The sequence below is a fragment of the Acidaminococcus hominis genome, assembly GCF_900291475.1.
Lineage (GTDB): Bacteria > Bacillota > Negativicutes > Acidaminococcales > Acidaminococcaceae > Acidaminococcus > Acidaminococcus hominis.
In genome coordinates this window covers 588,988-609,693 of sequence record NZ_OLMM01000004.1, presented here as the reverse complement: position 1 = coordinate 609,693, position 20,706 = coordinate 588,988, and the positions used below count along the sequence as shown (strand labels likewise).

The following is a 20,706-nucleotide window of genomic DNA, read 5'->3' as shown; positions in this document are numbered from 1 at the left end:
AATTCTTTGCTCTTGTTAGTTAATTAATAGTAGCACACTATGTATTCAGAAAATTCTTGCAATCTAATCATATTAGTGATATATTAAAAATAAGGATAATAATCTAAAATTGTTTAAAGAAAAGGGGTAAGCAAAATGGCACTGTCTGATGCAATCATGGATAATTACTCGCGGATTTTACATGAGGAACTGATTCCCGCAATGGGCTGTACAGAACCTATTGCCATTGCTTATGCCGCAGCTAAGGCAAAAAGCTACCTGCCGGAAGAAGTGGTCCGTTACGAGGTGGATTGTTCCGGAAACATGATTAAGAACGTGAAAGGTGTCACCGTTCCCAATTCCAACGGTCAGAAGGGAATTCCAGCGGCTGCGGCACTGGGTATCTGTGGCGGAGACCCATCTAAGGTTCTGGAAGTCATTGCTGGCGTCAACGACGCACAGAGGGAAGCCTGCCGGAAACTGGTGGCTCGGAATGTGTGCGATGTGGAACTGGTGGAAGGGGTACCAGGATTGTACATCGATGTGAAGCTCTGGGGCGAGAAACATAGTTCGGAAGTGATTCTTTCTGGGAACCACACCAATGTCTATAAAGTCGTCCAGGATGGACAAGTCCTTTATGACCAGAGCTTGGAAGCCAAGGAAGGAAAGCACCAAGGTGCTGATCGCAGCCTTATGTCCCTAGAAGGAATCTTGGAATACGCCACTGCTGTGAATCTAGACACAGTGCGGGATGTGTTGGACACAGAAATCAAAGACAACACAGCCATCAGCCAGGAAGGCCTTGATCATCCCTGGGGAAGCCAGGTAGGAAGGACTATCCGGGAGACCATCGGGGACAGCGTCATGGCCAGGGCTGAGGCTGCTGCTGCAGCAGGGAGTGATGCCCGGATGAGCGGATGCCCTAAACCAGTGGTTATCAATGCTGGGAGTGGCAACCAGGGAATCACCGTTACCATGCCCATCTTGGTCTATGCCAAGGAATGGGGGCTCTCTCACGATGAGACACTACGGGCACTGATTGTAGGGGATTTGATTTCTGTCTACATCAAGCATTATATTGGCCCCCTTTCCGCTTTCTGTGGTGCAGTCAATGCCGCCTGCGGAGCGGGAGCAGCCATTACCTGGATGGCTACTAGGGATTACCAGCATGTGGCAGATACTATTACCAATACCTTGTGTAATGTGGGCGGAATGGTCTGCGATGGTGCTAAACCTAGCTGTGCCGCCAAAATCTCCGCTGCCGTCCATGCAGCCCTGATGGGCCATTATATGAGCATGCACGGCCAGGTCTTCAAGGAAGGCGAAGGTCTTGTTGGCAAAAATATCGAAGAGACCATTAAAAATATCGGTTATTTGGGAAAGGTAGGAATGAAGCAGACGGATATCGAAATCTTAAAGACCATGATTGGGAAAGTCGATGTAAATGCTGCATTGCAGTGACTGAGTACAGATGCAACAGGAGATGAGAAAAATGGAAAAAAAGAAAGTGGGCACAATCAATGCCTTTGTCATTGTATTTGCCGTCATCGTAGGTTGCTGGCTGCTATCATTTCTAATTTCTCCCGGCGCCTTTGAACGGACAGTCTTGAACGGAGTGACTGTGGTGGTTCCCAATTCCTTCCACAGTGTTCCAAAAGTCTATCTGGGACCTCAGGCTATATTCCAGGCCATCCCCAACGGGTTGGTATCCAGTGCCAGCATGATGTTCCTGGTTATGCTGGTGGCCGGGTGCATTGAAGTTTACAAACAGACAGGTACTTTGGATAAGGCGATGGCAGGCGTTCTGGCCAAATCAGATACCATGGGATCTGAAAAAATCCTTTGCGCCATTATGTTCGTCTTTGGCTGCCTGGGCGGTTTCCTGGGGTGGAATGAACAAATTGTCCCCTTTATCCCCATCATCATATCCCTTTGCTTGGCGTTGGGCTATGATTTGATGACCGGCGTCACCTGTTCCGCCATGGTGGATATGATCAGTTTCTCCTTCTCTCCCACCAGTGTGTACACTGTGGGCATTTCCGATGAAATCGCTCAGCTGCCCATGTTCTCCGGATTCCTTTTCCGTCTGGTGCTGCTGATCATCGCCAACATTATCATGGCCATCTATGTACTGCGCTATGCCCGGGGTGTGAAATCCGGAAAACGGGCGTCCCTGACAGCGGATTTGGATGACAGCAAATTCCGCATCGACTATAGCGAAACATTGAAAGAGCCTCTGAATAAGCGGCAGAGCATTTCTCTTGTGGTGTTCCTGGTAACGTTTGTGGCTTCCATCGTGGGGGTTTCCACCAAGGGATGGTCCATGAATGACCTGTCTGCCTGCTTCCTGTTCACGGCTATTGCAGCTGGAGTGATCAACAGAATCCCGGCTGGGAAACTTGTTAATGTGATTATCGCTGGGGTCAAGGATGGTCTGACACCGGCACTTGTCATCGGCTTGGCAAGAGGGATTCAATGGATACTGACAGCTTCTGCAATCATCGACCCAATCATTAACGGTATCTCTAAGCCTCTAATGGCTATGCCCAAATACCTTACTCCTATCGCCGTCATGATTGTTATTGCCTTGTTCAACGGGTTAATTACTTCTGGATCCGCCAAAGCGATGGCACTTATGCCTATCTTAATCCCTCTGGCAGACTTGGTAGGGATGACCCGTCAGACCATGATCCTGGCCTTCCAGTTTGGGGATGGGTTGACCAACTCGGCATGGTTCACCAGCGGTACTCTACTGATTTTCCTAACTATTGCCGGAATTCCGCTGAAGAAATGGTGGAAATTCGTGACTCCGCTGCTGCTGATCTTGAGCGTTGTTTGCGTGATTGCATTGCTGGTTGCTACAAAAATCAATTATGGTCCATTTTAATCTGGAGGCGTTGAACAATGGATGTAAAAGAAAGAGTCAATGGAATCCAAGAAGAACTGGTTGCCCTGAGGAGACATTTTCATGAGCATCCTGAAAGATCTTGGAAAGAATTTGAAACCCAAAAATATATCATGGAATATCTGGAAAAATTGGGTATCCCATACGTGAAGGCCTGCAAATCTGGTGTGATTGCCACCATCAAGGGGCCCCATTCTTCGGACAAGATTATCGGTATTCGTGCGGATATTGATGCCCTGCCCATCACGGAACTGGGAACAGAAGCCTATAAATCCCAGAATGAAGGGACCATGCATGCCTGCGGCCATGATACCCACATCACCATCCTGCTAGGAACGGCTAAAATTTTAGCGGGGATGAAAGACCAACTGAAAGTTACCGTCCGGCTGCTGTTCCAGCCTGCGGAAGAATTCATCGAGGACAGTGGGGCTTACTATATGAAGGAAGAACCCCTGGTGAAGGAATGTGACCGGCTCATTGCGCTGCATATCTGGAGTAAGATTCCAGTAGGCTGTGTTTCCCTGCGTTATGGCCCTGTGATGAGTGCTGCCGATACCTTCGATATCTATGTGGAAGGAAAGGGGGGCCATGGAGCCCTGCCTCATCAGACTATAGATCCCATTGTGGCCGGTTCTGAATTTGTCACCACCCTCCAGACTGTAGTCAGCCGGGAAGTCAATCCCTTGGAACCGGCGGTGCTCAGCGTTACCACCTTCCAGAGCGGTACTACTTCCAACGTGATTCCAGGCGAAGCACATCTGTCCGGCACCGCTCGTACCTTTAACAAGGAACTGCGGGAAGACTATCCCCATATTTTGGAACGGGTGGCCCAAGGCGTCGGGACCGCAACTCGGGCTGCCATTCGTACCGAATATCACTTCGGACCACCTCCTATGATCAACGATGACGCTTGTGTGGATACGGGACGCCGAGCCTGTGCAAAGGTTTTCGACAAAGACAAGATCATCGACTGGGAGCTGCAGATGGGTGGAGAAGACTTTGCCAAGTATTACAATCCCAAATGTTTGTTGCTCTTGGGCGGCGGCTTTGATGATGAAGCCAAACGGTATCCCCAGCATAGCCCCTATTTCGATATTGACGAAAAAGCCTTGGGGTTGGGCGTCCGGTATTTTGTTCAGTATGTACTGGAATGGGAAAAAGAAGTAGCTGAATAAATTTTATGGGTGCTTCACATTTTTTGTGGGGGCTGTGAAAAATGCGTTATCATTTTTCACAGCCCCTTTTTTGTGCCCCAAAATCACAGTAAACTTTTGAAAAGGAGAAAAATTCTTGTAAAAAGGGCAGACTTCTCCTTTTCTCAAGAAAGCGTAAGCTTTAGTTAAGCAGCTGCCAGCTTGTTTCGCTGTGCTTTCCTGTAGTATTTACTTAGGTTGAAACCAATAGAAACCAGATATATCTCCATTTGGACGAATTTCAGTCATCTTCGCACCAGTTTCTTATAGGAGCGGTCTTCTTTAATAATCCCAATGTATCTTCAGCTTGGATTATACGGTTCCTACAAAGTTGCATATTCCGGCCTGATTAAGGGCCACCTGCACGGTGCTTTTTTCACCTTACCGCAGAATTTAAGCCACCTTGCCGGAAATACTTACCACATCATTCATGAGTACCCATACTGTAATTAGCACACTGAATTTGTGTGACTTTTACTATAGGGGGTCTTCATAATGACGGATTACCGAAAAATTCTTATGCTGCTAAACATGGGAAAGTCAACGCGATATTGCTCGTAGCAAGATTGCGTCCCGGGAAACCACCAGGGCTGTCCAACAGTCTGCTGAAAAATTAGGGATTAATTAGCCACTGGACGAAAGCGTTACGAATACTGATTCGGAAGCACTGCTGTTTCCTAACCGGTAATACTGCTAAAGGTTGTTATGTCTAACCTGACTATCCTTTAAAAATTGTAGAAACTCGGTGCCAACGTTCTATGATTTTCTGCACCCAGTACAGCACTAGATGGATGGTATGCCGCAAAAAACGTTTGCAAACTCTTTTGAGCTCGCAAGCAGTTTATTCTTTCGGAGTAGGTATTGTTTCACACCCACTTCTTATCTAGCATATGTACCACAAAAAAATACATTAATAAATATAATTCATCAATTCTTGCAAGAATATACATTGGACAGGAGAAGTCTCACCATGGGATAATAATCACATAAATCAGAAAAATATGCATAGGAGATGATTGTATGAAAGCATCATGGTTGTTATGCGCAGCAGGGCTATCCTTGGGGACTCTGCTATGCCCGTCCAATGCAGAAATGGCCAAGCTCCAGTACGACAAGGTGGTGGACCTGTCCCATGAAATCGTGGAAAATCAAATGCCGGCTGATCCATCCCTGACCCAGCCTTCCATGAAGTTCTTTTCCCGAGTGGGACAAAAAAGCGATTATAATCTGGAAACCATCAGCTATTGCCCCCACACAGGAACCCATATGGATGCCCCGTTTCACATCGACAATACCAAACATGCCATCGAAGGCTGGAAGGCCGATGTTCTCATGGGACCAGCTGTTATCATCAAAACCGGCCATCCCGGTGCCTATGTGATTTCCAAGGAAGATATCATTACCTGGGAAAAGAAAAATGGAAAAATTAAACCAGGTGATGCCGTTCTGTTCCATACCGGCCATGATGCCAATTGGAGCAAAGGCTATGATGCCTATATCAAAAACGGCTATACCACCGTATCTCCGGAAGCCGCTGAATACCTGGTGAGCAAAAAGGTTCGCTTTGTAGGAACGGAAAGCATTTCTCCCGATGGTCCGGCCCCCAATTCCCATAAAGTTCTGCTGAGCCACGAAATTCCAGTATTGGAAAATGTCTGCAATCTGGAGTCCATTAAGGGAACTCGCTGCTATACCGTAGGCACCTTTGCCAATGTGAAGGGTGGCACAGGCGTTTGGGTAAGACTTTTGGCACTGCAATAAGAAAAAATCCATAGCGGAAAAGGACTTGTGTCCCATGCTGAGAGGGGATTCACAAGTCCTTCTTTGTGCAGAAAAGCAGTGTTGGCAGCAATGGGGACTGAAAGTTTGGTTAACGATGAGTTAGGTCAGGTTTGCTATTTTGGAACAAGTATAACTCTAGATTGTTGCTTTTTTAGCAAATACAACTGTGCATTGAAAAAAAACACTGCTTTGACAGCAGTAAATTGACATCCCTGTATAAATGTGACAAAATTGAAAAAAGGACCAGGAAAAGGGGGATGGCTATGTCAATTGAAATGATCAAAAATGTGCTTACCATCAAGACCGATGCAATTTTCACCACCGCGCTGGCGGCAATTATGCTTCTAATCGGGTATTGGGTCAAAAACAACATTGCTGCGCTGCGCAAGTATTGTATTCCCGCACCTGTAGTGGGCGGCTTCCTGTTTATGTTCGTCACGTTTTTTGGGCATCAGACAGGGGCTTTTGCCTTCAAGTTTGACACTTACTACATGAGTCCCTTCATGTTGGCCTTCTTCACCACCGTAGGCTTGGGTGCCAGCCTGACCCTTTTGAAGAAAGGCGGCTTCTTGCTGATCGTCTATTGGCTGGTAGCGGGAATTGTTTCCATTTTCCAGAATATCATCGGAATTGGCTTTAGCAAGCTGGTGGGGATTGAAGCTCCCTATGCACTTCTGGCCAGTGCCATTTCCATGATTGGCGGTCACGGGGCTGCTGGCGCGTATGGCAAGACCTTCGTAGAAATGGGTTATCCTGTAGCTATGGAAGTGGGGATGGCAGCAGCGACCTTTGGGCTGATTTCTGCCGTGCTGGTAGGCGGTCCTTTGGCTAGGGCCCTGATTGAAAAGTACCAATTAAAACCCGACGAATCCGAGAACTTTGATACGGACGTTCTGAACGTCAATGCCGACCAAAAGGAAAAACTGTCCTCTTTGGATATCATCAAAAATGTTACCGCCATTGTGGTGTGTATGGCCATTGGCACAATGATTTCCGGCTGGATCGGCAAGCTGATCAATATGAGCTTCCCCACCTATGTGGGTGCCATGTTCACCGCAGTAATCCTGCGTAACCTGAACGAAAGCTTCCATTTCTACAATTTCAGCTTCTCCCTGGTGGACTCTATTGGGGACGTCATGCTGAACTACTACCTGGCCATTGCCCTGATGACCCTGAAACTGTGGGAACTGGCAGGCCTTCTGGGCGGCGTACTGCTGATTGTGACTGCACAGGTCATCTTCCTGGCCGCAGCCTGCTACTTCATCATCTTCCGGGTGCTGGGCAGCAACTACGATGCAGCCGTTATGTGTGCAGGACTAATGGGGCACGGCTTGGGCGCCACCCCCTCTGCCATTGTGAACATGACCGCCGTAAAGGAAAAATACGGCATGAGCCGGAAAGCTTTTATGATTGTGCCCATTGTTGGCGCCTTTCTGGTAGATATCATCTACCAGCCCCAGACCATCGCCTTTATTAAGTTCTTTGTGCAGGCGAAATAAGAGAAATGTTGGGTGTATGAAAACTAAATAGAAATCCCATTGTTATGAGATATAATTCAATCTCATAACAATGGGATTTTTCTTATTCTGCACTGACGCGACGCAGTACTTTTTCCAGAACCTGAGCGGCTTGGCCAATGTCGTGGGACGGAGTAAATTCTTCCGGGGAGTGGCTGATGCCACCTCTACTAGGAACAAAGAACATGGCAGTGGGCAGCTCGTGGCCTAGAATCATCGCATCATGGCCGGCCCAACTGGGCTGCACTTGGTAGGGAATATTCTGGGCTTGAGCTTCTTCAGCAATGAGATTTTTGAGGCCTGCATCCATTGGCAGAGGCGGAATTTGATCCAACTTGGCAATTTCATAGGTAACACCGTATTTTTGAGCTGTATGGTCCAAAAATTTCTGAAACCCAGCCAAAACGGAATCCATCAGAGTATCTGTTTCGCTGCGGATTTCCAGAGAAATCTCAGCTTTGCCAGGAACTACGTTGTTGGCATCAGGTTCTACTTTGATATGGCCTACTGTGGCTACATACTGCCGTTGAGAGGCTAGCGCACTGTTATACACATGGGTGATAAAGGAGGACGCCGCGGCCAAAGCGTCGTGCCGTAAATCCATAGAGGTGGTTCCGGCATGGTTGGCTTTACCTGTAAAAGTAAGGGTGAAATGCCGGATGCCTACAATGGCAGAGACAATACCCAAGGGAAAACCCGCAGTTTCCAAAGCGTTGCCTTGCTCAATATGAAGCTCCAGAAAGCATTTCCCAGGCGGGAAATGGGGTGTGAAGGGATTGCCAGTAAGCCCGGAAGCTTGAAGAAGTTCAGGTAGGTTTTTGCCTTCTCGAGTCATCAAGGCTGTTGGGTCCAGGCCTTTCAGCTTGCCAGTAAGAGCTTGACTGCCAAAGCATACCTTACCAAAACGGGTTCCCTCTTCTTCGGCAAAGGCGATGATGCAAAGCGGCCGAACTGGGCAATAGCCAAGCTGATGCCAATAGTTAGCGATAGCCAGGGGAACGGTAATGCCCAAGGCACCATCATATTTGCCGCCTTGGGGTACGGTGTCTAGGTGTGAACCTGTGTAGACGGGGGGCAGGTCCTGGGTGCCAGGGACAGTCAGAAATAGGTTTCCGCAGGCATCCTGAACGGCAGTAAGACCAATCTTTTGGGCATAATCCATTAGATACCCTTGCGCCTCCTGAAAGGCTGGAGACCAGGATAGACGGGTAGTGCCTTTTCCTTCTGTGTAGCCAAAGTGAGAAAGGGGGAAGAACAGGTCCTCCCAGATTTTTTCTAAAGAAAGCATTCTTAAACCTCCTTATGCAGGGTCGTGTTCCAGATTTCTACAGCCCGCTGGAAATCCTTTAGTAAATCATCTTTGACATTCAGCAAATATTTAACAAAAAAAGTTGATGACACAGTGAAGCTGAGCCGACCTAGTTCGTCATATAACGGAATTGCAAGGCTGCCCACATCATAAACAAATTCCTCAATCTCCGTGGCGTAGCCCTTGCGGGCAATGTCCTCCAACTGCCATAACAGTTGCTCCTTCGTTTTGATGGTGTTAATGGTGTAAGCATGATAGTCAAAATTGTCTAATATATCTTTTCGGCCTTGAGAAATCTGATTGGCCAGCAATAATTTTCCGGAGCTGGTAGCACTAAGCGGCAAATCCGTATATTCAGACATGACAATGTAGTAAGCGGCCTTGGTAGGATAGGCACAGTAGATACTAAATATTTGATTGTGATAAACCATCTGCAAGCTGGTGGAAAAATGATATTTCGTGGCAATTTCATCCAAAAGTGGCTTGAATAATCTAATATAGCGGTTAATGTCCTCGTGAATCATGGATGCTTTAGAAACAAAATAAAATCCCAACTTGTAATTGCCTGTATCAGCATCACGCAGGAGCAGCTGATTTTCTACCAAAGTATTCACCAGGCCTCGGGTGGTATTGATGTTGAGTCCCGTCATTTCACTGATGGAAGCTAAGGAAAGACTAGGGGTAATAAGGGAAAAACAATCTAAGATTTTGATGGCACGTTCTACGGATTGGATGGGTTTTTGTAACTTCTTTTCCATAATGGCTCCTTTTGCTTTCTGTTTTGATGCTATTAGAGTACCACGAATGAAATTTGTTGACAAATCATTTTCATTCGTGGTATAACTCTACCCATAAACTACAATGCAACATAAAAAACGACAATGTAGTCAAAACAGAGAGAATGACTATGAGTTGCAGGTAGTTAATCGAGGGGAGTAGGAGGCATGACGAACATGCAAACAGAAGCAAAGAAGTACACGCTCAGTGACAAAATGAAATCACTGGGACCTGGGTTCCTTATTGTAGGATCCTTCATTGGACCGGGCACGGTTACCAGTTCTACTAAAGCCGGTGCGGACTACGGCTTAAGCTTGTTCTGGTGCGTAATTTTCTCGGTAATTGCAGTTATGGTCATGCAGGGAATGGCTGCCCGACTGGGCATTGTAACCCAAATGGGCTTGGCAGAAAACCTGGTGAAAGATTTTGAAGACCGCCCTCTTTTGCGGAATCTGCTTTGCGGCCTGGTGGCCGTAGCCATTACCATTGGTGGGTTTGCCTATATGAGCGGCGACTTGACTGGTACCGCTATCGGCATCAGCGCCTTAACCGGCGTTTCTACCCGCATTATTGCTCCTATTTGGGGCCTATGCATTTTGTTGATTCTGAGCTTTGCCGGTGATGCCGTTAAGTATCTGGAAAAGCTTCTGGGCATCTGCGTAGTAATTATGGCTGTGGTGTTCCTGGTAACCATGATTGTGGTGAGACCAGACGTCGGAGATTTGCTGGCTGGCTGCGTGCCTAATATTCCCCAGGGTGGCCTGATGACTTGCCTATCCCTGATTGGCACTACAGTAGTACCCTACAACATGTTCCTTCATGCAGCTTCTGCCAAACGGACTTGGCATTCTACAGATGAACTTCCACTGTGCCGTTTTGGTACCAACATTCCCATGATCATCGGCGGCATTGTTACCGGTGCCATTATGGTAACTTCTGCTACGGTGATGTACGGCATGCCAGTTCGGAATGCTATGGATATGGCTGTTCAGCTGCGCCCTACCTTGGGAGTTTGGGCTGAACCGTTTATGGCTATTGGCCTGGTGGCCGCCGGCGTTTCTTCTGCAGTCTGCACTCCTATGGGTGTATCCTACGTATTGGCTGGTCTATTCAAATGGAAAACCGATCGTTCTGACAAACGTTACACCATCACCAATTTCCTGGTGCTGATTACCGGTATCGTTGTTGCTGGTATGGGTTTTAATCCGATTGCATTAATTATGGCAGCACAAATGGTCAATGGCATAGTCCTGCCAGTTGTGGTAGGCGTTACCATCTATCTGACCTGCCGTCATGGGATTATGGGCCAATTTGTTAACAGCAAGCTGGAAACGGTCTTGGGTGTTGGCATCTTTGGAATTTCCCTGGTGCTAGGTCTGAGCAGTGTGGTCAGCCTGATGTAAGTAAAAACACATTGCATATATTGTGAATGGTGTTCTATTAATAAAAGGAGATGTTCTTAGATGAAAGAAAGCAAACCTTGTATCTACGATCCTGCATTTTTGCCCACCAATATCTATAGCGGGGTTCCGTCCTTTTTGAATCTGTCCGTTCTGGAAAAGAAAGAAGACTTGAAGAAGGTGGATGTGGCAGTCCTGGGTGTGCCTTGGGAAGGCGGCTGCACCATTGGCGGCTATTCCTCCTGCACAGAAGGTCCCAAGTCCATCCGTACAGCTTCTATCCGCTACACTGGTTATCTGCCTGACTTCGATTTGGATTCCTTATCCGTATTGAAGGCTGGAGATTATGGCGATTGTGCTGTACAAAACGGTAACTATGACTTCACCTTCCAACAGATTCGGGAACGGTACGGTGAAATTGTGGATGCAGGGGCTGTTCCCATCTTGTTTGGCGGCGACCATGGTATTGCTTATCCGGCCATCAGTGAATTGGCCAAACGCCATCCCAAACGTGTAGGAGTTCTGCATTTCGATGCCCATTTGGATAACTACAATGCTTTTGGTGACGATGACCTGTCCCGGTGTTCTCCTTTCTACCGTCTGTACAATGATCCTAACATGGATGCCACCAAGATTGTGCATATTGGTATCCGGGGACCCAGAAATCACCAACAAGAACGGGAAAATGCCAAGAAGTTTGGTGCTACCGTAATTCCCTGCTTTGAAGTAAAGAAAAATGGTTGGGAAGCCTCTATCAAGAAAGCCATTGAAATTGCTTCTAAAGATACGGATGTGCTGTATGTTACTATTTGCGCTGACAGCCTGGATGCTGCCTTTATGCCCCAAGGCCCGCAAGATATGGCAGGCCTGACCAGCTTTGAACTTTTGATGATGGTGCATGAAGCTGGCTTGGCAGGTGCTTCTTCCCTGGACTTTGTGGAAATTTATCCGGAAAATGGTACGCTGCAAACCGCTTCTCATGTGGGCTGCTGGGCTGCTCTGTACTTTATGAATGGGCTGGCGGAATACCGTTTGAACCATAAGAAATAAGAAGTACTGTAATAGGGGGAGTATAAATGGCAATGGAAAAAGTGGACAAACCCGTGAATATGTTTGTCCTATTTGCCCGGTTCTTCTCTATCCTGGCTAAAAACCTGGAGAAGAAATACGGTGCAGAAGGTCTGGACTTACTGAAAGAAACCGTCATTGAATGGGGCGTTGCCAGAGGCAAGGATATTGCCCATCGTGCAGCCCAAAGCGGTAAAACCAATGATCTGGAAGCTTATCTGCCCAGTTACGATATGGAACGCAGTGAGCTGTTCGGTGCTGAAACCAAATATACGCCGGATGAAATCCATCAGGATTTTGACCGCTGCGTATTTGCCCAAACCTGGATAGACGCCGGAGAGGAGAAATATGGCCGCATTTACTGCGAGAATATCGATCCGGCCATTGTCAAAGGCTACAATGAGGATATGGAATGCATCCATGACCACATCATGTACAAAGATGGGCATTGCACTTTCTGTTTTAGAAAAAAGAAGAAATAAGAAAAATAAAGGAAAAGCGCTGCAGTTAAATTAGGCTGCAGCGCTTTTCTCTATGGTGACAGGATGATTTATACTGGTTTCTTGTCACCAAAGTACTCTTTGACAAGGGAAATAAAATAGTTTTGGGCTTCGTTACATACATAACCTGACCGGGTGCCAATCAAAAATTCAGAGTAGCTGGGTTGCTTTCCGATGGACAGGTAGACGGGAGACTTCTCGTAATTTTTGAAATAGCGAATGCAGATATCATAACAGAAGGCTACGCCCATGCCCCGGCTGGCTAAGGCCAGACAGGTATCTAAACTGCGCAGGATGGTCATAGGCGGATGCAGATGATAGGTGGAAAGAAGCTGCTGCCCAAAACGGGCAACTTGGGCCTGCTGAGGGTCATTGCTGTAAAATACCATATCCTTAAAAAGGGAAAGATCAATCCAAGGGTGGGAGAAACCATCACGCTGTTGTATATATTTTTGATAAGGAAAATCCTGGGGGATACACAGCAGGACTTCCTCTTGATTGATATGGATATAATCAAGGTTGCGATTGCGGGTAGGCTGGGAATAAATGGCTAAATCTACTGCACCGTTCTCCAGCGCAGTTTCCGCTTCACTGATAGGTCTTTCGAAAATTTCAATATGGTAATTAGGGTACCGTTCTTTGAACAGCGGCAGTATTACTGGCAGAACGTAGGCTCCTCTTACAGGGGTGATGGCTAAACTTAAAATTCCTTCCGTATGATTGACTGCTTGTTTTAGGGTGAAACGGAGTTTGTCCTGCAGCAATAAGATTTGTTCTCCGGTCCGAAGGAATTCTTTTCCTGCATAGGTAGGCTGCATTTGCTTGTTAATCCGCTCAAAAAGAGGCGTACCTATCTCTTGTTCCAGTTTTTGCAAAAATTTGGTCAGGGAAGGCTGGGCCACATATAGCATTTCTGCTGCTTTGGATAGGGTGCGATATTCAGCAATGGCTTTAACGTAGGTGAAATCACGGAAGTCCATTTGTCCTCATCTCCATTCTAGGGATATCTTTATTATAATATATAGTCTAAAGGAATAAAATATATAATATTTATATATTTTTAATATACATAAACTCGTGCCATAATATAAGCAGATAAACAGAAAAATAAGACAAAGAGGTGAGGCAGTAATGAAAAAAGGCTATATGGAAACTAGCGATCATGCCTTTATTTATTACGAGGATACGGAACAGGGTGATGATACCATTTTGCTCATTCCAGGACATATGTGTACCACCAAGTTCTATCAAAGAAATGTTGTGGAATTGCAGAAAAAACATCGGGTAGTCTGCATTGACAGCCGGGGTTTTGGGAATTCGTCGAAACCATTGCAGGGCAACTCTATTGCTCGGCATAGTGAGGATATTCACGAAATCATCGAGTATCTTCAACTGAAGAAGGTGCTGCTTCTTGGCTGGTCCCTGTCCGGCAGTGTGGTGGTTACGTACGCACATCGCTATCATGACGAAAATCTACAAGGGTTGGGGCTTTTAGATTGTTGTTTATTCCCGTTTTCCCCAGATGATTGGAACTCCTACAATTTAAAAAACTATAACATGGACGGCTGGAATCAGAAATATCGGTTGTGGTATGCAGATCCGGAACAGTATATCGATAACTTCTGCAATCGGGTAAAAGGGACATTATCAGAGGAAGCTGCTGCCATGGTGCGGGAAGAAATTAGAAAAACCCCACCTTGGATTGGTTTTGCTCTCCACAGTGATTGGTGTCATCAGGACTGTACCCCTTATTTAAAAGAACTTACAGTGCCGGTGATTATTTTCAGCGGCAGTTCTCTGGGGCATAAACCTTCCATGGGAAAATATTATGAAACGTTGATTCTCACTTATCATGAGCATCACATTTATGAAAACGGCGGCCATATGCTGTTTTGGAGCGAAAGCGAAAGCTTCAATGCACAGTTGGAAGCATTTTTAGCTAAAATCCGATAAGATCTGCTGCAAAGGGGGCGCTAGTATGTCAGTTGGTTACATTGCCTTGATCATCGTCCTTACGGTGAGCATTTTGATTGTTTTGGTCAGCAAATTTAAGCTGCACGCCGCTATTTCCTTGTATATAACCTCCATGCTGCTTGCCATTTTGGTCGGTACGCCAATGGAAAAAATCCCTAAGATGATTAATGATGGCTTTGGAAATACCTGCAAAGGCATTGCTATGGTCATTTTTCTGGGATCTTTGTTGGGTATTATTTTAAATAAGACCGGTGCCATTGTTAAATTAACGGATTCCTTGGTGTCGTTTTTCGGTTCGAAACGGGTCCTTTGGGCTTTGGGTATCAGCTGCTTTATTTTGGGCGTTCCTGTTTTCCCAGATACAGTCTTCCTTTTGGTGATTCCTCTGTGCACCAATTTAGCGAAGAAAACGGGAATTTCCATGATGGCCTTTATTGCGGCTATTCAGACAGCGTTGATTACCAGTTCCCTTGTTCCGCCTACACCGGGGCCTGTGGCGGCAGCCGCTGCCCTTAACCTGCCGTTAGGAATCGCGATTCCCTGGGGCATTCTAGTTTCTGTTCCAGGAACCATTGCAACAGTGCTGTATGCCTATTATTTAAAAAATGATCAAATTCCCCTTAATGAAGTTTATTTGAGCGATGGTGGAGATCAGCAGGAAAATGTTCCGAATATGAACTTTAAAAAAGCCATTGCTCCTATTATTCTTCCGGTCATCTTGATTGTGCTGCAAACTGTGAGCGCAGCCTTTATGAAGGGCAGCTTCTTTGCAAGATTGATGCTGTTTATTGGGGACCCCATGTCAGCGTTGTTTATCGGCTGCTTATATGCGCTGCTCACCCAAGTCAAGGATTGGGTACACAATATGGATATTCGGGGTAAATGGGTAAATTCTGCTCTGCTTGACTGCGTAGGCCCTGTATTCATCACAGCCTTGGGCGGTGCTCTGGCTTCCTTTATTAAAGGTTCGGGTGTTGCCGGAATCTTGGCTCACGCTATTGTGGATGCACATATTCCTGGTATTTTTGTGCCGATGGCCATCGGTTTTCTGATTCGGACGGCAGCAGGTTCCAATACCTTGGCAATTGCTACAGCAGCTGCGCTTTGTGGACCGATGCTGGATATTTTGGGCATTTCCAACTTGGCTGCTTATTTGGCCATTTGCTCCGGATCCATTGCAATTGCTCATGCCAACAGTTCTGGCTTTTGGCTGATTTGCTCTTTGGCAAATTTGAATTTCAAACAAGGCATGCGCAGTGTAGGATTGGTTTCTGCAGTATCTGGTGTATTCTGCATGGCCTTTACGTTGGTACTGTACTTTGTAGGGATTATCTAAACGCATACAAAAAGAGAATAGAGAAATTTTGGCCGCTAGCAAAAGAATTGTGCTTTTGCCAGCGGCCTTTTTTGCCTTAAATTTTATAAAAAAAGGCCTCCTTATTGCCATTTAGTATTAATTGCATGCTTAGTTAATCAAGATAGCTTTAATGAGAAGCAATTATTTTCCGAACGAAGAGAGGATTACTGGATTAAAAAAGTTTGCAGAATAACCGGCAGAATTCCTCATATGACAAAGATAATAACTGAAAAATATGAAGAATCTGCCTGTAAAAACAAGAAATATAACGTCAGAAGTCAATTCAAGGAATGTTATGTATATATCATAACATTAATAGATATAATAATATAATTGTTCGTAAAATGAGAAAAGTAATTGACAAAATATTTACAGGAACATACAATGAAGTTGAATTTAGAAATATATTACATACTACATTTTAATTTAGGAGGGAAGTTAGTTATGAAAGTCAGCATTGCACAGATGGACATGAAATTTGCAGATCCTGAATTTAACTTTAAACACGCAGAAGAACTAATTAGAAAAGCTGCACTAGAAAAACCAGATGTGATTGTATTGCCGGAAACCTGGAATACGGGTTTCTTCCCGGATAAGAATTTGGCATCATTAAGTGATCAAAATGGTGAAAAAACGAAAGAATTATGCGGTGGATTAGCCAAAGAATTGAATGTAAATATTGTGGCTGGTTCTGTCTCAAATGTAAAAAACGGAAAAGTATACAATACAGCTTTTATTTTCAATCGTTCGGGAAATTGCATCGCGGAATATGATAAAATTCATGCCTTTACTCCGATGAAGGAAGATGTTGCCTATCAAAAGGGGGATCATCTGGCTTTATTTGAACTGGATGGGCATCGTTGCGGGATGATTATTTGCTATGATATCCGTTTCCCGGAATTGACTCGGGCTTTGGCTGTGAAAGGTATTGATATCCTCTTTATTTCTGCTCAGTGGCCAGCTGTTCGTCGTACCCATTGGCAAATTCTCACTAAAGCACGTGCTATTGAGAATCAAGTTTTCCTGGCAGCTTGCAACTCTTGCGGAAAAGCAGGTGAAACTGTATATGGAGGAACTTCCTGCCTGCTGAATCCTTGGGGCGAGGTTATTCAAGAAGCTGGGCCTAGTGAAGAAATTATTTCTGGTGATTTTGATTTTGAGATTTTAAAAGGGATTCGTTCCAGTATTAACGTATACGTGGATCGCCGCCCTGATTTATATGCAAAATTCTAAGGAGGCAGGAACTATGTCAATGGTACGGTTTCAATTGGAAAAAGGCGGTAAAGTAAGTGATTTAGATATAGTTTATGATGATTTGTATGCAATTGGGTATGCGGGCCGGAATATGGCAAAAACGTTAGAACATATCCAGGAACTGAAAGAACGTTTTGGTGTTCCTGCTCCCAAACTGATTCCTACGATTTTCCAAATGTCCAATATGTTGCTGACTCACGATTTGGATATTCATTTTGTCAGCCATGATACCTGTGGGGAAGTGGAATATGTCATTATTACCCAAGGTGAAAAGGTTTATATCGGTATTGGCAGTGACCATACGGATAGAAAGCTGGAAGGGGAAAGCGTGCCCAAAGCCAAGCAGGTATGCCCGAAGCCTATTGGCGGTGTGGTTTGGGACTATGATGATGTAAAAGATCATTGGGACGACATTAAATTAAACTCCTACCAGGTTGTGGATGGTAAGGAAACCCTGTATCAAGAGGGCGGCGTAAAGGACATCCTGCCGGTGGAACGGATTTTGGAAGAGATGCATAAACGGGTAGAAGCTATTCCCCGCAGCATTATTTTCTCCGGTACGGTGCCTGTGAAATCTGGTTTCGTATTCGGCACACATTTCAGAGGGGAGATGATTGATCCTATCTTGAACAGAAAATTAACCTGCCAATACTCTGTCCATGAAATTAGTGAGGAGGAACGGTAAAGATGGGTAAAACACTGAAATTATTAGGCATGGCTCTACTTTCTCTTACGGTGATGCTCACTGCCGGGTGCAATAGTGGCCCAAAAGGTCCGGATAAAGACGGTGTTTATACAATTAAGTTCGGTTCTACCGGGAATGACCAGCATCAGTACACCGTTTATGGAAAATACTTCAAACAGAGAGTTGAAGAATTAACCAATGGTAAAGTAAAAGTGGAAATTTATCCCAACAATGCCTTGGGTAATGAACGGGAAATGGCCGAATCTGTTTTGATGGGAACTATCGAAATGTGCTGTGTTACTTCTGACGGCACGCTGCCTTCCTGGGTGCCTGAAACGCAGATCCTCTCCATTCCTTACTTGTTTGCGAATAAAAAAGAAGCCTATTACGTATTGGATAATACCTTACAAAATTATTTGGAACCCAAATTCGAAGCTAAAGGTGCCAAGCATTTGGCTTTTGCTGAACTGGGCTTCAGACATTTCACCAATAACGTAAGACCTGTAAAAACAGCCGCTGATATGGCTGGCTTAAAAATCCGTGTACAGGAAGCTCCGGTTTGGTTTGCCTTGATGCACGACTTAAATGCTACGGCAACGCCAGTACCGTTTGCAGAACTGTATACAGCTTTACAGCAGGGCATGGTTGATGGGGAAGAAAACCCTATAGCTTCTATTGCCAGTTCTAAATTCTATGAAGTGCAGAAATATATGAGCTTAGATGGCCACACCTATGCTGCAGGCAGTGCCTTGATCAATAAAAAGTTTTATGACAGCCTGCCTTCGGAATACCAAAAGGCTGTGGATGAAGCAGCTATTTATGCAAGGGATGCTCAAAGAGCTGACATTAACGGGAAAGAACAGGCAATGTTGGCAGAAATGAAAGCTGCTGGCTTGCAGGTCGATGAAGTCGATATTGAATCCTTTAAGAAGGCTACAGAAAATCTGTACAAAGAACCGGCTGTTGCTAAATTGGTGAAACCGGAATTGGTGGAAATGGTGAAAGAAGCCATTAAAACCATGCCGAAGTCTTAAAAAGGAGGGGCACAAATGAACATTCTTTCCGGAATTGATCGGATTCTCACAGCGTTGATTCGCTTTGTGCTGGGGCTGTCCTCCTGCGTCATCTTTGTTGTAACGTTTCTGGCTGTTATCTTTAGATATGTGCTGCATTCTCCATTGCCATGGTCACAGGACGTTATCCGGTTGGCTTTCACGTATATGATTTATTTTGGTGCTGCCTATTGTGTTCGAGATAATTCTCATTTGAACGTGGATGTGCTGCTGACCTTGCTTAGCAAGAGAAACCGGAAAATCGTTGAAATCATTATCAATTTTGTGTTGATGGGATTCTTCATTTTCTTGGTGAACTTTGGTTTTTCCTTTGCACAGATGGGGTATATCCAAACTACCTCATATTTGCTGCTGCCTATGACTTACTATTATGCAGGGATTCCTCTTTCTGCAATCTGCATGATTTTCTATGTAATCCAAAATATTGTGGCACAGATTAAAGAGCTAAAGGAAGGAGGAGAAGAAGCATGAGTATTATCCTCGCTTTATTTGCCCTGTTCTTGGTTGGTATTCCCATTTCTTTTGCCCTTGGCTTGGTGTCCGTAGGGGTTCTGGCTGGTCAAGACTTTAACCTGTTGATTGTAATTCAGCGGATGTTTGGCGGGGTGGACAGTATCGCCCTGATTGCAATTCCTTTGTTTATGCTTTCCGGGGAATTGATGTTCAGAGGTGGGATGTCTAAGCGCCTGGTGGATTTTGCAGATACCCTTTTGGGGCATTTGCCCAGCGGCCTGGCCATGGTAAGTATCCTGGCCTGCATGTTCTTTGCAGCAATTACCGGTTCTGCTATCGCAGCAACGGCTGCCATTGGCGGGATTATGATTCCGCTCATGAAGGAAAAAGGATATGATTATACCTTTAGCTCACCACTGCTGGCTTGTGGCGGATCTATTGGACCGATTATTCCTCCTTCTATTCCTTTGCTGGTATATGGCACATTGGCGAATGTCAGCGTAGGTGCCCTGTTTATCGGCGGTGTCGTTCCTGGTATCCTAATGGGTATCGGTCTGATGATTTTCTGCTACTTTATTGGCAAGAAAAGACACTATGTAGGCCGTGAAAAGGCTGCTACGCTTAAAGAAATTTTGGCAACAGGCAAAGATACGGTACTCGCACTTTTGATGCCCATCATCATTATTGGCGGCATCATGACCGGTATTTTTACCCCTACTGAATCTGGTGCAGTTGCTGTATTCTATGCTCTGGTGGTCAGCGTATTGATTTACCACCAAATGAATTGGAAGACCTTCTGGGAAGCCCTGGTCAACAGTGCTAAGAGCAGCGGTCAGGTGCTGATTGTAGTAGCCTGTGCTTCCTTGTTTACTTGGGTAATCACTGTAAACCAGGTGCCTCAAGTGGTAACGGCCTTCCTACAGGCAACGATTCATAACAAATATGTATTGCTGCTGGTTATTAACATTATCCTGCTGATTGCGGGGACCTTTATTGATACTACTAGTGCCATCGTAATCTTTGCTCCACTGTTTATCCCTCTGGTAAAAGCTATGGGCATTGATTTGGTACATTTTGGCTTAATCATTGCGGTGAACCTGACCATCGGTATGTGTACTCCTCCTTTGGGGGTATGCCTGTTCGTATCGGGTTCTATTGCCAAGATTTCGCTGAAGGACCAGATGCATGATCTGCTGCCCATGCTGGGTGTTCTGTTGGTGGTACTGCTTTTGGTAACCTACATTCCGGGTTTGACACTGTTCCTGCCCAGTATCTTCAAGTAATTCCTGCCAAAACCTAGCGTTTCGTACAATTTGTCATATAAATAGGGTGTGTCCGTTTTGGATGCACCCTATTTATGTGTATGAAGGTCGGGAGAGAAAGTGGAGAGCAAGAAATAAGGAATTTTTACGATAGGGAGGCATAGAAACAAAATACCAATATGTTGAGTAAAAAAATTATCGCCCGGAATTTTTTCTGA

The 20,706-nt window shown here is 45.4% G+C and carries 18 protein-coding genes; 15 read left to right on the top strand and 3 right to left on the bottom strand.

Annotated features, from left to right (window positions below; all coding sequences use genetic code 11):
- Positions 1 to 135: 135 nt before the first annotated feature.
- The 5 genes from C7E10_RS06360 to gltS all read left to right on the top strand — a co-directional run bounded on the left by C7E10_RS06360 (position 136) and on the right by gltS (position 7,358).
- A complete protein-coding gene (locus tag C7E10_RS06360; RefSeq protein WP_231086349.1) occupies positions 136 to 1,440 on the top strand; it encodes an L-cysteine desulfidase family protein in 1,305 nt (434 codons plus the stop codon).
- Positions 1,441 to 1,471: 31 nt separating this feature from the next.
- Entirely contained in the window at positions 1,472 to 2,866 is a 1,395-nt protein-coding gene (locus tag C7E10_RS06355) for a YfcC family protein (RefSeq protein ID WP_200820205.1), read from the top strand.
- A gap of 17 nt (positions 2,867 to 2,883) precedes the next feature.
- Positions 2,884 to 4,059: a M20 metallopeptidase family protein gene (locus C7E10_RS06350; protein ID WP_105326491.1), complete on the top strand. Its 1,176-nt coding sequence runs from the start codon at positions 2,884 to 2,886 to the stop codon at positions 4,057 to 4,059.
- A 1,077-nt stretch (positions 4,060 to 5,136) separates the two neighbouring features.
- Positions 5,137 to 5,838, top strand: coding sequence for a cyclase family protein (locus C7E10_RS06345; RefSeq protein ID WP_199614537.1), 702 nt, complete (start codon positions 5,137 to 5,139; stop codon positions 5,836 to 5,838).
- A gap of 284 nt (positions 5,839 to 6,122) precedes the next feature.
- Positions 6,123 to 7,358 carry a sodium/glutamate symporter gene (gene gltS, locus C7E10_RS06340; protein WP_105326490.1) on the top strand — a complete coding sequence of 412 codons (1,236 nt, stop codon included), beginning with the start codon at positions 6,123 to 6,125 and terminating at the stop codon, positions 7,356 to 7,358.
- An 82-nt stretch (positions 7,359 to 7,440) separates the two neighbouring features.
- On the opposite strand, the gene C7E10_RS06335 is transcribed toward gltS, so the two are convergent.
- Together C7E10_RS06335 and C7E10_RS06330 are read right to left on the bottom strand one after the other, a co-directional pair.
- Positions 7,441 to 8,664, bottom strand: coding sequence for a Zn-dependent hydrolase (locus C7E10_RS06335; protein WP_105326489.1), 1,224 nt, complete (start codon positions 8,662 to 8,664; stop codon positions 7,441 to 7,443).
- A gap of 2 nt (positions 8,665 to 8,666) precedes the next feature.
- Positions 8,667 to 9,443 (bottom strand): IclR family transcriptional regulator, encoded by a 777-nt coding sequence (locus C7E10_RS06330; RefSeq protein WP_105326488.1) that lies wholly within the window; start codon positions 9,441 to 9,443, stop codon positions 8,667 to 8,669.
- A gap of 186 nt (positions 9,444 to 9,629) precedes the next feature.
- Between C7E10_RS06330 and C7E10_RS06325 the strand changes: the two genes are divergently transcribed.
- From C7E10_RS06325 to C7E10_RS06315, 3 genes are read left to right on the top strand one after another with little or no spacing between them, the layout of a single operon-like run.
- The gene (locus C7E10_RS06325; protein ID WP_234997689.1) at positions 9,630 to 10,865 is read left to right on the top strand and encodes an Nramp family divalent metal transporter; all 1,236 of its coding nucleotides are present in this window, start codon (positions 9,630 to 9,632) and stop codon (positions 10,863 to 10,865) included.
- Positions 10,866 to 10,925: 60 nt separating this feature from the next.
- Complete coding sequence (locus tag C7E10_RS06320) at positions 10,926 to 11,912, top strand: agmatinase family protein (protein WP_105326486.1); 987 nt, start codon at positions 10,926 to 10,928, stop codon at positions 11,910 to 11,912.
- A 26-nt stretch (positions 11,913 to 11,938) separates the two neighbouring features.
- On the top strand, positions 11,939 to 12,412 hold the full coding sequence (locus C7E10_RS06315; protein ID WP_105326485.1) for an L-2-amino-thiazoline-4-carboxylic acid hydrolase: 474 nt from the start codon (positions 11,939 to 11,941) through the stop codon (positions 12,410 to 12,412).
- Between the two features lie 68 nt (positions 12,413 to 12,480).
- Here C7E10_RS06315 and C7E10_RS06310 read toward each other — a convergent pair whose 3' ends face one another.
- On the bottom strand, positions 12,481 to 13,410 hold the full coding sequence (locus C7E10_RS06310; protein ID WP_105326484.1) for a LysR family transcriptional regulator: 930 nt from the start codon (positions 13,408 to 13,410) through the stop codon (positions 12,481 to 12,483).
- 151 nt (positions 13,411 to 13,561) lie between these two features.
- Between C7E10_RS06310 and C7E10_RS06305 the strand changes: the two genes are divergently transcribed.
- The 7 genes from C7E10_RS06305 to C7E10_RS06275 all read left to right on the top strand — a co-directional run bounded on the left by C7E10_RS06305 (position 13,562) and on the right by C7E10_RS06275 (position 20,509).
- Positions 13,562 to 14,383 (top strand): alpha/beta fold hydrolase, encoded by an 822-nt coding sequence (locus C7E10_RS06305; RefSeq protein ID WP_105326483.1) that lies wholly within the window; start codon positions 13,562 to 13,564, stop codon positions 14,381 to 14,383.
- A 25-nt stretch (positions 14,384 to 14,408) separates the two neighbouring features.
- Entirely contained in the window at positions 14,409 to 15,740 is a 1,332-nt protein-coding gene (locus C7E10_RS06300; RefSeq protein WP_105326482.1) for a GntP family permease, read from the top strand.
- Positions 15,741 to 16,205: 465 nt separating this feature from the next.
- Complete coding sequence (locus tag C7E10_RS06295; protein WP_105326481.1) at positions 16,206 to 16,994, top strand: carbon-nitrogen family hydrolase; 789 nt, start codon at positions 16,206 to 16,208, stop codon at positions 16,992 to 16,994.
- Between the two features lie 13 nt (positions 16,995 to 17,007).
- Positions 17,008 to 17,700, top strand: a complete 693-nt coding sequence (locus C7E10_RS06290) for a DUF2848 family protein (RefSeq protein ID WP_105326480.1) — start codon at positions 17,008 to 17,010, stop codon at positions 17,698 to 17,700.
- 2 nt (positions 17,701 to 17,702) lie between these two features.
- A complete protein-coding gene (locus tag C7E10_RS06285; protein WP_105326479.1) occupies positions 17,703 to 18,734 on the top strand; it encodes a TRAP transporter substrate-binding protein in 1,032 nt (343 codons plus the stop codon).
- A 15-nt stretch (positions 18,735 to 18,749) separates the two neighbouring features.
- Positions 18,750 to 19,244 carry a TRAP transporter small permease gene (locus tag C7E10_RS06280; protein WP_105326478.1) on the top strand — a complete coding sequence of 165 codons (495 nt, stop codon included), beginning with the start codon at positions 18,750 to 18,752 and terminating at the stop codon, positions 19,242 to 19,244.
- Positions 19,241 to 20,509, top strand: coding sequence for a TRAP transporter large permease (locus tag C7E10_RS06275; protein ID WP_105326477.1), 1,269 nt, complete (start codon positions 19,241 to 19,243; stop codon positions 20,507 to 20,509). The genes C7E10_RS06280 and C7E10_RS06275 overlap by 4 nt, the downstream gene beginning before the upstream one ends.
- The last annotated feature ends 197 nt before the right edge of the window (positions 20,510 to 20,706 follow it).